The following is a 15,557-nucleotide window of genomic DNA, read 5'->3' on the forward strand; positions in this document are numbered from 1 at the left end:
ACACCGCTGCCACCACGTCCGCCCCACCTGAAGGAGACCTGCGTGTCGGCACGCCTGTTCACGTCCGAGTCCGTGACCGAGGGTCACCCGGACAAGATCTGCGACCAGATCTCCGACTCGATCCTCGACGCCATGCTGGCCCAGGACCCCCGCAGCCGCGTGGCCGTCGAGACGATGGTGACGACCGGTCTCGTGCACGTCGCCGGTGAGGTGACCACCGAAGCCTACGTGGAGATCCCGAAGCTCGTGCGGGACACGGTGCTCACGATCGGCTACGACAGCTCGACGAAGGGCTTCGACGGGGCCTCGTGCGGGGTCAGCGTGTCCATCGGGCAGCAGAGCCCCGACATCGCCCAGGGTGTCGACACCGCCTTCGAGAGCCGCACCGGCGCCGTCGACCCGCTCGACAAGCAGGGTGCCGGTGACCAGGGGCTGATGTTCGGCTACGCCTGCGACGACACCCCCGAGCTGATGCCGCTGCCGATCTTCCTGGCCCACCGGCTCGCCGAGCGGCTGACCGCGGTGCGCAAGGACGGGGAGCTGTCCTACCTGCGCCCCGACGGCAAGACCCAGGTCACCATCGCCTACGACGGTGACCGCGCGGTCTCCCTCGACGCCGTCGTGGTCTCCAGCCAGCACGCCGAGGACATCTCCCTCGAGGGCATGCTCGAGCCCGACGTGCGGGCGCACGTCATCGACCCGGTGCTCGCCGAGCTCGCCGACTCCGGCACCCAGCTGCGCACCGAGGACTACCGCGCCTACATCAACCCCACCGGCAAGTTCGTCATCGGTGGCCCGATGGGCGACGCCGGCCTGACCGGCCGCAAGATCATCGTCGACACCTACGGCGGCATGGCCCGTCACGGTGGCGGCGCCTTCTCCGGCAAGGACCCGAGCAAGGTCGACCGCTCGGCCGCCTACGCCACCCGCTGGGTCGCCAAGAACGTCGTCGCCGCCGGGCTGGCCCGCCGCTGCGAGGTCCAGGTCGCCTACGCGATCGGCAAGGCACAGCCGGTCGGTCTCTACGTCGAGACCTTCGGCACCGAGACGGTCCCCGCAGACAAGATCCAGTCAGCGATCCTCTCCACCTTCGACCTGCGTCCCGCGGCCATCCTCGACGCGCTCGACCTCCTGCGCCCGATCTACAAGGCCACGGCGGCCTACGGTCACTTCGGCCGCACCTCCGCAGCCGGTGTCGAGAACCCGTTCACGTGGGAGCGCACCGATCGCGTCGAGGCGCTCCAGCGCGCCGCCAACGGCTGACGCGAACGACCCGTCGTCCACAGGCGGAGCCCATCGATCCCCCCGGGGTCGGTGGGCTCCGCTAGTTTCGGCGCATGGCAGCGACCGGCGACCCGACGAGCGAGGTGCTCCCGGTGGCCCTGGTCCAGGTCGACACCGGTCTGGCCCACCTCGACCGGCCGTTCGAGTACACCGTGCCGACCTCGTTGGCCGACACCGCGCTCTTGGGGGTGCGGGTCAAGGTGCGCTTCGCCGGGCAGGACCTCTCCGGCTTCGTGCTCGACCGGCGCGCGGATGCCGAACACCTCGGCCGGCTCAGCCCCCTCCGCCGGGTCGTGTCGCCCGAACCGGTGCTCACCCCGGCGGTGCTGCGTGCCGCCCGCGTCGTCGCCGACCACTACGCCGGGTCACTCGGCGACGTGTTGCGCCTCGCGGTCCCACCCAGGCACGCCGCCGCCGAGAAGGTCCTTCCGGTCTCGCCGCCGGACCCGGCCGACCGACCCCCACTGCCGGATCGGATGCCGGCCGCCTGGCTCCCGTACCCCGCGGGCCCCGCGTTCCTCACCCACGTGGGTGCGGGAGGTGCGCCGGCCGCATCCCTGCTCGTCGTCCCCTCCACCGACCCGGACGGTGACTGGCCGATGCTGCTGGCCCAGGCCGCGCGCACGGCCGTCGAGGGTGGTCGCGGGGCGGTCATCGTCGTGCCCGACCATCGTGACGTCGTGCGGGTCGAGGCCGCGCTGATCCGCTCGCTCGGCACCGGTCGGCACACCCGGCTCACGGCCGACCAGGGCCCGCAGGCCCGGTACACCGCCTACCTCAAGGCGCTGCGCGGTCACGCCCAGGTGGTCGTCGGCACGAGGGCGGCGGCCTTCGCCCCGGTCCGGGACCTCGGCCTCGTCGCCTGGTGGGACGACGGTGACGACCTGCTCGACGAACCCAGAGCGCCCTACCCGCACGTGCGTGAGGTGCTGCTCGCGCGGGCGGCCGACGAGGGCGCTGCCGTCCTGGCCGCCGCGTACTCGCGGTCGGTGGCCGTGGCCGACCTCGTGTCCCGGGGCGTGCTGACCCCGGTCGAGGCGCCCCGGGCGGTGGTGCGGGCGGCCGCCGCGTCGGTGCGCGTGGCCGGTGAGGGGCACGACGCCGACCGCGACCCGGCGGTCGCTGCGGCCCACCTGCCGAGTCTGGCGTGGCGCACGGCGAAGGAGGCGCTGGCCCACGGCCCGGTGCTCGTGCAGGTGCCCCGGCGCGGCTACCTGCCGTCGCTGTCGTGCCAGACCTGCCGTCGACCGGCTCGGTGCTCGGCGTGCGCCGGTCCGTTGGCGCTGGCGGGGCCGCAGGGTCCGACGTCGTGCCGATGGTGCGGCCGGGTCGAGACGGCGTTCAGCTGTCCGGCCTGCGGCGGGCACGCGCTGCGGTCGGCAGTCGTCGGTGCACGTCGTACGGCGGAGGAGCTGGGACGGGCGTTCCCCGGTGTGCCCGTCGAACGCTCCGGGGCAGGCACGGTGCTCGACGTCGTCAAGGCAGGTCCGCGGCTGGTCGTCTCGACCCCGGGTGCCGAGCCGGTGGCCCCGGAGGGCTACGCCGCGGCGCTGCTGCTCGACGCCTGGGCGCTGCTCGACCGGCCGACTCTCCTGGCAGGGGAGGAGGCCCTGCGCCGGTGGCTCGCGGCAGCGGCACTCGTGCGGGCGGCGTCCCGCGGGGGGCGCATCGTGCTCGCGGGTGCACCGACCGAGGTGTCGGTACCCGCCGTCGAGGCGCTGGTGCGGTGGGACCCCACCTGGTTCGCCGAGCGCGAACTCACCGAGCGGCACGAGCTGTCGCTGCCCCCCGCGGCCCGGCTGGCCACCCTCACCGGGCCGCGCGCCGCGCTGGAGCGGTCGCTCGAGGAGGTGGCGCTTCCGGCTTCCGCCGCGGTGCTCGGGCCGTTGCCACACGCGGGCGGCCCCGTCAGCGCCGGGCGTGCTGGCGCGGCCCCCCAGGAGCGCTGGCGAACGATCATCACCGTCCCACGGCCCGATGGCCCCGACCTCACGCGCGAACTCGCGGCGATGAGGGCACGGGCCTCCGCCCGCAAGGACCCCGACCCCGTCACGGTGCGGGTCGACCCCCCAGACCCCACGACGTGACCTGCGGACCACGGCATCACGCCTAGACTCCCCGGCGTGAGTGTCACCCCCATCCGGCTGTTCGGCGACCCGGTCCTACGCACCCCGGCCGAGCCGGTCGTCGACTTCGACGCCGAGCTGCGGCGTCTGGTCACCGACCTGACCGACACGATGCTCGACGCCGGGGGAGCGGGTCTCGCGGCACCGCAGCTGGGGGTCGGCCTGCGGGTGTTCACCTACCACGTCGACGGCGTCATCGGGCACCTCGTCAACCCCGACCTCAGCCTCGGCGACGAGCAGGAGAGCGAGCTCGAGGGGTGCCTGTCGATCCCCGGCGTGCACGTCGAGACCCCCCGTGCGGTGCAGGTCGTCGCCCGCGGGTGGACGATGCACGGCGAGCCGGTGACCGTCGAGGGCACCTACCTGCTCGCACGGGCCGTGCAGCACGAGACCGACCACCTCGACGGCATCCTCTTCATCGACCGGCTCGATCCGGAGCAGCGCCGCGAGGCCATGCGCCTCATCCGTGAGGCCGACTGGGGGGCGACCCCGCCCGTGGTCCGCACCAGCCCGCACGCCGGCGCCTTCGGGAGGCGTTGAGATGCGCCTCGTGTTCGCGGGAACCCCGCAGACGGCGGTGCCCTCGCTGCTCGCGCTGCTCTCCTCCGCGCACGACGTCGTCGCCGTGGTGACCCGCCCCGACGCCCGCTCCGGCAGGGGCCGCACCCTCGCGCCGTCACCCGTCAAGCAGGTGGCGCTCGAGCACGGCCTCGACGTGCTCACCCCTGTCTCACCCCGGGACCCCGACTTCCAGGCGCGCCTCGTCGAGCTCGATCCCGACTGCTGCCCGGTCGTCGCCTACGGCGCCCTCGTGCCCCGCGCGGCACTCGAGGTGCCGCGGGTCGGCTGGGTCAACCTGCACTTCTCGCTGCTCCCGGCCTGGCGTGGGGCCGCCCCCGTGCAGCGCGCGATCATGGCGGGTGACGACGTCACGGGCGCCACGACCTTCCTGCTCGAGGAAGGGCTCGACACCGGGCCGGTGCTCGGCACCCTCACCGAGACGGTGCGCCCGAGCGACACCAGCGGCATCCTGCTCGACCGCCTCGCCCACGCCGGCGCCGGCCTGCTCGTCGCGACCATGGACGGCATCGCCGACGGATCGCTGCGCGCCGTGCCCCAGCCCGACGACGGCGTCAGCCACGCCCCGAAGCTCACGACCGACGAGGCGCAGGTGCGGTGGGGGCTGCCCGCCCACGTCGTCGACCGGCACGTGCGCGGCTGCACCCCTGCCCCGGGCGCCTGGACGACCTTTCGCGGTGAACGCGTCAAGCTCGGGCCCGTCGGGCTCGCCACGGCAGCAGCAGGGATGCCGTCCGCGGACTCCGGGGACGCACCCTCCCTCACGCTCGCCCCCGGTGAGCTGCACGTCACCAAACGCTCGGTGCTCGTCGGCACCGGGTCCACCCCCGTCGAGCTGCGGGAGGTGCTTCCCCCCGGCAAGAAGGAGATGGCGGCGCCCGACTGGGCTCGCGGCGTCCGGATCACCTCAGGAGAACGTTTCGATGGCTGAGCGCGAGCACCACGACCGCGGCGGTTCCCGCCCGCAGCGGCGCGACGACCGCGCAGGTGGCCGACCGGCATCCGGTGGGCGTGGTCCACGGGCGCGCAGCGCCACGGCACCCTCCCAGCGCACCAAGCGGGCCGAGCCGACCCGGTTCGCCGCCTACACGCTGCTGCGCTCCGTGGCCGAGGGGGGCTACGCCAACCTCGAGCTGCCCGACATCCTTCGACGCCACCACCTCGCGGGCCGCGACGCCGCCTTCGCCACCGAGCTGGCCTTCGGCACGATTCGGTGGCAGGGCTTCTACGACGCCGTCATCGCGCAGGCCGCCGGCCGGCCGACCGACCGCATCGACCCCCAGGTGCTCGATGTGGTGCGGCTCGGGGCCCACCAGCTCATGGGGATGCGGGTCTCGACGCACGCCGCGGCCGACCAGACCGTGGGCTTGTCCAAGGTCGTGGCGGGGGCCGGGGCGGGCAGCTTCGTCAACGCGGTCATGCGACGGATGAGCGAGAAGACCCTCGAGCAGTGGCAGGAGGCGGTCGTCCTCGAAGGTGGGGGAGTGGACGCCCTCGCTGTGCTCCACAGCCACCCGCAGTGGGTCGTCTCCGCGTTGCGGGCCGCCCTGCTCGGGCACGGACGAGCCACCGCCGAGACGATCGACACCGAGCTCGAGGCGCTCCTGGCCGCCGACAACGACCCGCCCCGGGTCCACCTCGTCGCCCGGCCCGGCCTGTCGGACGTGGACGAGCTGCTCTCCTGCGCGCAGGCCTGCAAGAGCACCCTCTCCCCGCACGGGGTGGTGCTCGACAGCGGTGACCCCGGCTCCGTCGCAGCCGTGCGGCAGGGTCGGGCGTCGGTGCAGGACGAGGGCTCGCAGCTCGTGGCCCTGGCCCTCGCGGCGGCCGAGGTCGGCCCCGACGTCCCGGACCGGTGGCTCGACCTGTGCGCGGGCCCGGGCGGCAAGGCCGGTGTGCTCGGCGCGATGGCGGTGCAGCACGGTGCTGACCTCACCGCCGTCGAGGTGACCCCCCACCGTGCCGACCTCGTGCGCGCCACCCTCGCTGCCCTGACGCGGCACGCCGAGTCGGTCGGCCAGCGCGTCGAGGTGCGCACCGCCGACGGGCGTGACGTGGGCACGGACGAGCCGGGCGCCCACGGCAAGGTGCTCGTCGACGCCCCGTGCACCGGGTTGGGCGCGCTGCGCCGCCGCCCCGAGGCGCGATGGCGCCGCCAGCCCTCGGACGTCGCCGAGCTGGCTCCGCTCCAGCGGGCGCTGCTGACCTCGGCCCTGGCCGCGGTGGCGCCCGGAGGAGTCGTCGCGTACGCCACGTGCAGCCCGCACGTCGCGGAGACCCGGTTCGTCGTCTCCGACGTGCTGAAGAAGCACCCCGACGTCGAGCTCGTCGATGCCCGGCCGCTGTTCACCGACGCCTCGGGGGCGCCCCTCGACGGGCTCGGTGACGGGCCGTACGTGCAGCTGTGGCCGCACCTCCACGGCACCGACGCCATGTTCTTCGCCCTGCTCCGTCGCCGCTGAGGACCGTCACGGCCTAGGGTGTCGCCCGTGCTGATCTCACCGTCGATCCTCTCCGCCGACTTCGCGAACCTCGAGCGCGAGCTGGGGGCGATCGCCACCGCCGACTGGGCGCACGTCGACGTGATGGACAACCACTTCGTCCCGAACCTCACGCTCGGGCTACCCATCGTCGAGTCGCTGGTGCGGGTGTCGCCCATCCCGATCGACTGCCACCTCATGATCGAGGACCCCGACCGCTGGGCACCGGGGTACGCCGAGGCCGGGGCCCGGTCGGTGACCTTCCACATCGAGGCCGTCGCGGATGCCGTGGCGACCGCCCGCGCCATCCGCGCCGCCGGGGCTCGGGCGGCGTTCGCGGTCAAGCCGGAAACCCCCTTCGCCCCCTACGAGGACCTCCTGCCCGAGGTCGACATGGTGCTCGTCATGACCGTCGAACCGGGGTTCGGTGGCCAGTCGTTCATGGCCGACCAGATGCCCAAGGTCTCGCAGGTCCGCGACGCCGTGCGCCGCTTCGGCGGCGAGGTGTGGGTGCAGGTCGACGGCGGGGTGTCCGCCTCGACCATCGAACAGTGTGCGGATGCCGGTGCGGACGTCTTCGTCGCCGGCTCGGCGGTGTACGGCGCCGAGTCGGCGTCCGCGGCGATCGAGCAGCTGCGCGCGCTCGCCACCGCGCACACCCACCGGTGAGCCACCCGGCATCCCTGCTCGACGAGGTCGCCGCCGACCGGGGCTACGTCGTGGGCCGGACTGCCGGTTCGTCGACTGCACGGCGCTGATCTGCGCGGCGCGAGCCTGGTGGGCGCCTACGGATACACCGAGGCGAAGGCTCGGAAGATCTGTGCAACATTGGACAAAGATTCAACATGGTTCGCCTAGAGTCGTGTGCATGGATGTCCGTGCCGCCCTGACCGACGTTCGCTCCTCAGCCACCATCCTCGACGGGATGCGCGCTGGCGAACGGCTCGAGGACGTCGCCCGTTCGGCCGGTCCTGAGGTGGTCGACCACCTCGTCGTCGCCACCACGGACCCCGATCCGATCACCGCGATCGCAGCGGTGCACGCCCTCGGCGCCCACGGCAGCGCAACGGCCGGGGCGCACCTGGTCAGCCTCCTGGGCGACGAGCGAGCCCACGTGGCGGAGCACGCCATCGACGCCCTGTCCGGGGTGGTTGCGCAGGCCGCGGCCCTCGAGCGGCTCGTCCGGCACTGCGCCGAGGGCGGCTTTCCGGGGATGCTGGCGGCGCGCACCCTGGAGCGGTGGGCCGCGGCGTCTCCGGATGCCGTCGAGCACGCCGTGACGGTCGGCCTGGCATCGCAGGGCGACCCGGCTGCCCGGGCGCGCCTGGTGGAGGTTGCCGACGACCTGCGCGGCGGTGTCGGCGAGGCCACGCCGCCGCCGACTCGCGGGGGGCCGGGGCTCACGGTGGCCCAGCTCTACCTGCACGGTGACCTCGACGGCAGCCTGCGCCACTCCGGCCAGGGTGAGACCGGCGGTGTGGCAACCCTCCTGGTCCACCTCGGGGACGCCCTGCTGCACCACGGCGCGCGCGTGGACCGGGTGATCACCATCTCGGGCAGCAGGGACGCCGCGGTCGCCGACGCCTGGGGGGCTGGCGCGACGACGGGCCGCGCCCTCTCCCAGTCCCTCGCGGGGAGCGGCCACCACTACGCGCGCATCCCGTTGACCGGGCCCGCGGCCAGCGTGTCGACGGCATGGCCGCTGCGCATCCAGGCACGCCGCGGCATCCGAGCGGTGCTGCGTGCGGCTGGTCGCGTCGACGTCATCCACCTGCGGATGGCTGACGTCGGGTCGCTGGTCGCCGCCGAGGTGGCCGCCGATATGGGGATCCCCGTCGTGCTGACCCTGGCCCCGGACCCCCAGGCTCTCCTCGCCGCGCGAGAGGCCGACGGGAGCCTGATCCGTGGAGACTTCGGCGACGCGGACCGGGTGGAGCACCTGTGGTTCCGCGATCGGTTGCTGCGTGCTCTCGCGGATCAGGCCGAGCACCTCGTGCTGTTCCCGCGCCCGGACGTCGAGCGCAGCATCGAGCGGCTGGTCGGCATCGACGTCGCGGCACAGCGTCAGCGGGTGTCCGTGGTCGGCGAGGGGATCGACCTGGCGGCCCTCGAACGCGTCGCCAGGGAGGTCTCCGGCGACGCCCCGCGGAGCCCGGACACGGCATCGGCGCTCGAGGAACTGACCGCCGTGCTCGACCAGCTTCCCCCGCACCGGCGCGGGCTGCCCCTCGCCGTGTCGGTCGGTCGGCTGTCGCCGGTCAAGGGCATGGCGACGCTGGCTTCTGCCTGGCTCACCGAGCCCTCCCTGCGCGAACGGTGCAACCTCGTCATCGTGGGTGGTGACCTGGACGACCCGACACCCGAGGAGGCCGGCGAGATCGCCCGCATCCGTCAGGTCGTCCCCACCGATGACGCCGCGGGAGAAGGACTGCTCCTCGCCGGTCACCGGCCGAACGCCACCACGACCGCGTGGCTGGCTGCCGCCCACCGGGGTGTTGCCGGGGTGTGTGCGCCCGACGGGGTCTACGTCTGCGCCAGCCTCAAGGAGGAGTTCGGCATCGCGATCCTCGAGGCGATGACGATGGGACTGGTCGTCGTGGCCCCGAACAGCGGGGGGCCGGCGACCTACATCGAGGACGGCGTCACGGGTGTCCTCACCGACACGACCGACCCACGACGGCTCGCGGACGCGTTCGGCCGTGCCCTCGAGCTCGCCTCGTCACCGGGTGAGGCGTTGCGAACCCGCAGGTCACGGGCCGTGGTCCGCGAACGGTTCGGCATCGACACGATGGCCTCGTCCCTGGTCGAGGTGTATGCCGCGGTGGCGGCGCGCCAGGCCGCGACGTCGCTGCCGAGGGCGATCACGTCATGACCCTGCTCGTCATCAGCCCCGACTACGCCTCCCACCTGTACCCGCTCGCAACCCTCGCCACGGCCTGGCAGGCCGAGGGTGAGCGCGTGGTGGTCGCCACCGGCCCGGCCACCGACGCCGTGGTCCGGGCGTTCGGGTACGACCGCGAGCACCTTCAGCTCGGGCGGGGGTCCAACCCGGGGGTCATCCGGGCCGAGGAGCAGCCGCCGGGGGAGGACGACGCGCTGCGCGGCTTCTTCGACGCCACTCGCCACGGTCCGGTGGCCGCCCTGGAGTTCCAGGCCCGGGCGCGCGGTGACGACCTGCTGTGGAACGCGGTCGGCGTGGCGCGCGAGGTCCAGGGCATCGTCGAGCGCGTGCAGCCGGATGCCGTGATCGTCGACCACCTGGCCTTCGGGGCCCGCCTGGGGCTGGTGGGCGCGCAGGTGCCGCACGCTGACGTGGTGCTCGGCCACCCGAGCGCACTCACCGTCGGCGACGAGGTCTACGGACACCCGCCGACGTGGCCGCGTGCCATGCGCCCCGCCGACGAGGACCTCGCCGACCTTCGGGTGCTGTGCGAAGGGGTCCGTGACACGTTCACGGCCCAGTGGAACGCCGCGCTCAAGGACCTGCGACCGAGCGCACAGCCCAGTCGGGACGCCTTCGCCGAGACGGGCGACCTCCTGTTGCTCAACTACCCGGCCGCGCTCCACGAGCCCGAGCGGACGGCCCTGCTGCCGCCCCACACCTTCCTCGGGTCGGCCGTGCGCCGGGAACCGCAGGACGCGCAGGTCGAGGACTGGCTGGCCGCCGACGACGGTGCTGTCGTGTACGTGAGCCTCGGCAGCTTCCTGTCGGCCCGGTCCGACGTCCTCGCCCTGATCGTCGGCGCCCTTCGAGGGCTCGACGTCCGGGTGGCCCTCGCGACCGGCTCCGCGCCGGTGGAGGAGCTCGGGCCGCTGCCGCGGGGCTGGCTCGTGCGCGAGTTCCTCCCGCAGGTGCGCCTCCTCGCCGCGTCGAGCGTCGCGGTGACCCACGGCGGGAACAACAGCGTCACCGAGGCCCTGACCGCCGGGGTGCCGCTGCTCGTGCTGCCCTTCTCGACCGACCAGTTCGCCGGTGGCGCGGCGATCGAGCGGACCGGGGTCGGGCTGTGCCTGGACCCCAACGCCACCACCTCGAGCGGCATCGCGGATGCCGTGCGGCACCTTCTGGCCCCGGGCGGCGCCCGCCGTGCCGCGGCGGCGATCGGCGAGGCACTGCGCGAGGTCCCCGGTCCGCAGCGAGCCCGCGCAGCCGTGCAGGAGGCCCTCAGCGGTTGACGTCGGCCTGCCGGTGGCGTCGGGAGATCACCTGGAGCAGGTCTGCGGCGACGGCCACGGCGATGCTCGCCGGGTCCTTGCCGGTCAGGTCGGGCACGCCGATGGGGGAGTGGATCCGGTTCACCACCTGCGCGGGGTGCCCGTCGGCGGCGAGGCGGTGCTGGAACCGGGTCCACTTGGCTGCGGACCCGATGAGTCCCACGGACCCGAGCCCCGTTCGTCGCAGGGCGGCGTCGCACAGGGCGTAGTCCTCGGCGTGGTCGTGGGTCATCACCACGACGTGCGTGCCTGCGGGCAGGGCGTCGAGCACCATCTCCGGCAGCGGTGCGTGGTGGCGCTGGACGCGGGCAACGGCCTCGTCGAGCCACGACATCATCGCCGTGTCCAGCTGCTCCTCGCGCGAGTCCACGAGGTGCAGGTCGAGGTCGTGACGGCTGAGGATGCGCGCGAGCTCGTGCCCGACGTGCCCGACCCCGAAGATGGCCACGCACGGCACGACGTCGAAGGGCTCGAGCAGGACGCTGACCTCGCCTCCGCAGCACTGGCGGCCGTGCTCGGTGCGGGCTCGGTCGCTGAGGGTGATGTCGAACTGCTCCGGGAGGTCTGCGCCGTCCGCCAGCATCCGCCGAGCACGCTCGACGGCGGTGGCCTCGAGGTTGCCGCCACCGATGCTGCCCCAGGTGTCCAGCTCGGAGACGACGAGCTTCGCGCCGGCGTCGCGCGGCGCGTGTCCGCGAACCCGGGTCAGCGTCACGAGGACCCCGGGCTGGCGGGCGGTGCGCAGGTGGTCCAGTGCTGCGAGCCAGTGCATGTCAGCCCTCCACGACCGGGTGCAGTCCAGGGGGAACGTTCCCGCCGCGAGCGTGCTCGACCGCCCAGAAGACGGCTTCCGGCGTCGCCGGAGCGGCCAGGCCGACCGAGACCCCGGGGGGCCCGAACGCTGCTGCCGCTTGACGAAGGGCCTCTCGCACGGAGAACGCGAGCATGAGTGGCGGTTCGCCGACGGCCTTCGACCCGTGGACGGCTCCGTCCTCGTGGGCGCGCTCGAGCAGGGTGACGGTGAACTCCTCGGGCATCTCGGAGAAGCTCGGGAGCTTGTACGTGCTGGCCGTGTTCGTCGCCAGCCGGCCGCGAGAGGGCCCGTGCGACTCGTCCCACCGAAGGTCCTCCAGGGTCAACCAGCCAGCCCCCTGGACGAACGCCCCCTCGACCTGGCCGAGGTCGATGAGGGGCGACAGCGAGTCGCCGACGTCGTGCACGACATCGACGCGCAGCACCCGGTGGCTGCCGGTGAAGCCGTCGACCTCGACCTCCGCGGCGGCCACCCCGTAGGAGAAGTACTTGAACGGGGAGCCCTGCATGGCGGCGGAGTCCCAGTGCAGCCCCTCGGTGCGGTAGAAGCCCGCCGCCCACAGCTGGACGCGCTCGGCGTAGGCCGCGGCCACGAGGTCGGCCCAGGGCAAGGGCGCCTCGTGGGCCGCCTGCACCGCGCGCAGCCGCTCGCGGATCTGGACGCAGGCATCGAGCACGGCACCACCGTTGAGGTCCGCCCCGGAGCTCGCGGCGGTCGCCGAGGTGTTCGGCACCTTGTCGGTGCGCGTCGGCGCGAGGCGCACCAGGTCGAGCGGGACGTCGAGAGCCGTGGCCGCGATCTGGAGCATCTTGGTGTGCAGGCCCTGGCCCATCTCGGTGCCGCCGTGGTTGACGAGCACGGACCCGTCCTTGTAGACGTGCACGAGAGCCCCGGCCTGGTTGAAGGCGGTGAAGTTGAAGGCGATGCCGAACTTCACCGGCGTCACCGCGATCGCTCGCCGGGAGTGCTCCTGGGTCGCGTTGTACTGCGCGACGTCCTCGAGGCGCCGGGCCACGTCTGCCGTGGACAGCACGTGCTCCCAGCAGGTGACGATCCGCTCGGCGTGCCGCACGACCTGGCCGTAGGGCGTGCTCTGGCCCTCGCGGTAGAAGTTGCGCTGGCGCAGCGAGAGCGGGTCGATGCCGAGCAGTGGGGCGCACCGGCCGAGGATGTCCTCGATGACGAGCATCCCCTGCGGGCCGCCGAAGCCGCGAAAGGCCGTCTGCGACGTTTTGTTGGTCCTGGCGATCCGACCGTCGACCCGGACGTTCGGGATCCAGTAGGCGTTGTCGACGTGGCACAGGGCGCGAGCCATGACGGGTTCGGAGAGGTCCAGGCTCCAGCCGCCGTCCGAGGTCAGCGTGGCCTCGAGTGCGAGGAGGTGCCCCTCGTCGTCGAACGCCACGCGCCACCGGGTGTGGAACCCGTGGCGCTTCCCGGTCATGGTCATGTCCTGGCCGCGGGTCAGCCGAACGCGCACCGGTCGGCCGGTGAGAACCGCCCCGAGGGCGGCGACGGCCGCGAACCCGTGGGGCTGCATCTCCTTGCCCCCGAAACCGCCTCCCATGCGCAGGCACTGCACGGTCACGGCGTGGGTGGCCCGGCCGAGCACGTGCGCGACGATGTCCTGGGTCTCGCTGGGGTGCTGGGTGCTGCTCTGGAGGAAGACCTGCCCGCTCTCGTCGACGTTGGCGATCGAGCAGTGGGTCTCGAGGTAGAAGTGCTCCTGCCCGGCGCTCGTCGTCACGCCGCTGAACACGTGGGCGGCGTGCGCGAGGCCGTTCTCGACGTCACCGCGCTCGAGGCGGGGCGCCCCACCCTGGAAGCTCCCGGCCTCGATGGCCTCCTCGAGCGTCACCACGGCCGCTAGCACCTCGTAGGCCACCTCGACCGCGAGCGCACCGAGGCGGGCGGCCTCCGGGGTCTCGGCGAGCACCCAGCAGACCGACTGACCGTGGAACATCACCTCGTCGGGGAACAGCGGCTCGTCGCCCTTGGCCCCGGCGTCGTTGGTGCCGGGGACGTCCGCGGCCGTCAGCACCCGCACGACCCCGGGAACCGCCAACGCAGGGGAGGGGTCCAGCCTCGTCACGACGGCGTGCGCGTGCGGCGCCTGGACCGGGTGGGCGTGCAGCAGCCCCGGCATCCGATACCCGAGGTCCTCGGTGTACAGCGCCCGGCCGGTGACGTGCAGGGCCGCCGACTCGTGGGGCAGCGGCTGGCCGACGACCCGGTCGTCACGAGCGGGGAGCGGGGCGCTCATCGCGTCACCTCGGCCGTGCTCGCGCCCTGCGCGTGCAATCGCACCAGGGCGGTGGCGAGCACCGCCCGGCGGTAGGCGGCACTGGCGCGGTGGTCGTCGATCGGGGTGCCCACCTCCCGCAGCACCTCACCGGCCGCCGCGGCGGTCGCGCGGGTCCACGACTGCCCCTCGAGAGAGGCCTCCGCGTCGGTCGCCCGCAGCGGGGTGGCCGCGACACCGCCGACCCCGATCCGAGCGCGCTGCACCGTCCCGTCGACGACGTGCAGCGACACCGCGACGGCGACGCTCGAGATGTCGTCGTGGCGGCGCTTGGCGATCTTGTGGAAACCCGTGACCTCACCGAGCGGCAGGGGGATGCGAACGGCGCGGATCAGCTCGTCGCGCCCCCGCACGCTGCGCCGGTACCCGGTGAAGAACGACGCGAGCGGCACCACGCGCTGACCGTCGGCACCGTGGAGCACGACGTCGGCCCCGAGGGCGAGCAGCGCGGGTGCGAGGTCGCCGATGGGCGAGCCGGTCGCGAGGTTCCCGCCGATGGTCGCGCTGTTGCGGATGAGCGGGGACGCGAACAGGGGCAGCACCGTCTCGAGCAGGGGGATCTCGCGCGCGAGGCCCCGCTCGAGCTCGGCCAGGGTGAGCGCAGCCCCGATCTCGAGGTGCTCGGCGTCGCGGGTGACAGCCCGCAGATCCGCCAAGTGGTCGATGCCGATGACGAGCCCGGCCCGGGCACCCTTCAGGTTGACGTCGACCCCCCAGTCCGTGGACCCTGCCACGACAACGGCATCCGGATGCCGCTGGATCAGGTGGATCGCCTCGTCGAGGTCGGCGGGGCGCACGTAGGAGCCGGTGGGGCCGTCCACGACCACGGGGGCAGCGGCGGGTCCAGGGCTCCTCAGCCGGCTGGCGAGCGCGTCGTCGGTCTGCGGCAGACCCAGGGCGTAGGCGGCGTCGCGGATCGGGCGGTAGCCCGTGCACCGGCACAGGTTGCCGGAGATCGCCGAGAGGTCGAAGCCGTTCGGCCCGACCTCACCCCCGTGGTCCTCGCGGGACGGCGCCCGGTCCGGCCGGTAGAACTCGGCGGCCATCGAGCACACGAAGCCGGGGGTGCAGTAGCCGCACTGCGACCCGCCGCGCACGGCCATCTCGTGCTGGACGGGGTGCAGCGCCTCGGGGGACCCGAGCCCTTCGGAGGTCACGACCTCCTGACCCGCCAGGGCGCTGGCCGGGAGCAGGCAGGAGTTGACCGCGGCCCACCGGGTGCGGTCCTCGCCGTCGCGCCGGGCCAGCATCACCGAGCAGGCACCGCACTCACCCTCGGCGCACCCCTCCTTGGCTCCGGTCAGCCCGATCGAGCGCAGCCATTCCAGGGCGGGGGTCCACGGGTCGGTGCCGACGAGGTCGTGGACCACGCCGTTGACCGTCACCCGGGGTGTCTGGTCGGTCGCCATGCCCTGATCCTCCTCGTCGTCGTGGTCCGCGGGACCCTTCGCGCGCAGCGCCATCCGGGTGAGAGAGCACACACGGCGACGCCACGGTAACCCCGCGCCGGGGTGCGGCATACTGGTTGCGACACGTGCTCCGGGGTCGGTGCAATTCCGAACCGGCGGTGACAGTCCGCGACCCGACCGCAGCCAGCGGCCGGTTGACCCGGTGAAACTCCGGGACCGACGGTGAAAGTCCGGATGGTAGGCAGCACGTGCCGGCGAGGCCTACGGGTCTCGTCGGCGGTCGTCGTGGTCGGGTGCCCTTGGGTGCCAACCCTCGACAACCATCCTCCCGGAGCCTGACCGACCACC

Annotated in this window: 11 protein-coding genes and 1 riboswitch; of the genes, 8 read left to right on the top strand and 3 right to left on the bottom strand. The window is 73.5% G+C overall.

The window, feature by feature from the left end; genetic code table 11:
* Positions 1 to 42 precede the first annotated feature (42 nt).
* The 8 genes from metK to C8E84_RS01800 all read left to right on the top strand — a co-directional run bounded on the left by metK (position 43) and on the right by C8E84_RS01800 (position 10,645).
* Complete coding sequence (gene metK / locus C8E84_RS01765; protein WP_159898955.1) at positions 43 to 1,263, top strand: methionine adenosyltransferase; 1,221 nt, start codon at positions 43 to 45, stop codon at positions 1,261 to 1,263.
* A 74-nt stretch (positions 1,264 to 1,337) separates the two neighbouring features.
* The gene (locus C8E84_RS01770; protein WP_159898957.1) at positions 1,338 to 3,371 is read left to right on the top strand and encodes a primosomal protein N' family DNA-binding protein; all 2,034 of its coding nucleotides are present in this window, start codon (positions 1,338 to 1,340) and stop codon (positions 3,369 to 3,371) included.
* Positions 3,372 to 3,407: 36 nt separating this feature from the next.
* Positions 3,408 to 3,950 carry a peptide deformylase gene (gene def, locus C8E84_RS01775; RefSeq protein ID WP_159898959.1) on the top strand — a complete coding sequence of 181 codons (543 nt, stop codon included), beginning with the start codon at positions 3,408 to 3,410 and terminating at the stop codon, positions 3,948 to 3,950.
* A gap of 1 nt (position 3,951) precedes the next feature.
* Positions 3,952 to 4,920 (top strand): methionyl-tRNA formyltransferase, encoded by a 969-nt coding sequence (gene fmt, locus C8E84_RS01780; protein WP_159898961.1) that lies wholly within the window; start codon positions 3,952 to 3,954, stop codon positions 4,918 to 4,920.
* Complete coding sequence (locus C8E84_RS01785; RefSeq protein ID WP_159898963.1) at positions 4,913 to 6,451, top strand: RsmB/NOP family class I SAM-dependent RNA methyltransferase; 1,539 nt, start codon at positions 4,913 to 4,915, stop codon at positions 6,449 to 6,451. The genes fmt and C8E84_RS01785 overlap by 8 nt, the downstream gene beginning before the upstream one ends.
* Positions 6,452 to 6,478: 27 nt before the next feature.
* Positions 6,479 to 7,138 carry a ribulose-phosphate 3-epimerase gene (rpe, locus tag C8E84_RS01790; protein ID WP_159898965.1) on the top strand — a complete coding sequence of 220 codons (660 nt, stop codon included), beginning with the start codon at positions 6,479 to 6,481 and terminating at the stop codon, positions 7,136 to 7,138.
* 199 nt (positions 7,139 to 7,337) lie between these two features.
* On the top strand, positions 7,338 to 9,341 hold the full coding sequence (locus tag C8E84_RS01795) for a glycosyltransferase (protein WP_159898967.1): 2,004 nt from the start codon (positions 7,338 to 7,340) through the stop codon (positions 9,339 to 9,341).
* Positions 9,338 to 10,645, top strand: a complete 1,308-nt coding sequence (locus C8E84_RS01800) for a nucleotide disphospho-sugar-binding domain-containing protein (protein WP_159898969.1) — start codon at positions 9,338 to 9,340, stop codon at positions 10,643 to 10,645. Before C8E84_RS01795 ends, C8E84_RS01800 begins: the two co-directional genes overlap by 4 nt.
* Here C8E84_RS01800 and xdhC read toward each other — a convergent pair.
* Genes xdhC through C8E84_RS01815 form a run of 3 tightly spaced genes read right to left on the bottom strand, consistent with a single transcriptional unit; the run spans position 10,635 to position 15,209 of the window.
* Positions 10,635 to 11,456 (bottom strand): xanthine dehydrogenase accessory protein XdhC, encoded by an 822-nt coding sequence (xdhC, locus tag C8E84_RS01805; protein WP_159898971.1) that lies wholly within the window; start codon positions 11,454 to 11,456, stop codon positions 10,635 to 10,637. The two genes, C8E84_RS01800 and xdhC, sit on opposite strands and share 11 nt — an antisense overlap.
* Before the next feature lies 1 nt (position 11,457).
* Entirely contained in the window at positions 11,458 to 13,761 is a 2,304-nt protein-coding gene (gene xdhB, locus C8E84_RS01810) for a xanthine dehydrogenase molybdopterin binding subunit (RefSeq protein WP_159898973.1), read from the bottom strand.
* Positions 13,758 to 15,209 carry a xanthine dehydrogenase small subunit gene (locus C8E84_RS01815; RefSeq protein ID WP_159898975.1) on the bottom strand — a complete coding sequence of 484 codons (1,452 nt, stop codon included), beginning with the start codon at positions 15,207 to 15,209 and terminating at the stop codon, positions 13,758 to 13,760. The genes xdhB and C8E84_RS01815 overlap by 4 nt, the downstream gene beginning before the upstream one ends.
* A gap of 121 nt (positions 15,210 to 15,330) precedes the next feature.
* Positions 15,331 to 15,461, top strand: a riboswitch (FMN riboswitch).
* The last annotated feature ends 96 nt before the right edge of the window (positions 15,462 to 15,557 follow it).

This window comes from Ornithinibacter aureus (assembly GCF_009858245.1).
Classification (GTDB): domain Bacteria; phylum Actinomycetota; class Actinomycetes; order Actinomycetales; family Dermatophilaceae; genus Fodinibacter; species Fodinibacter aureus.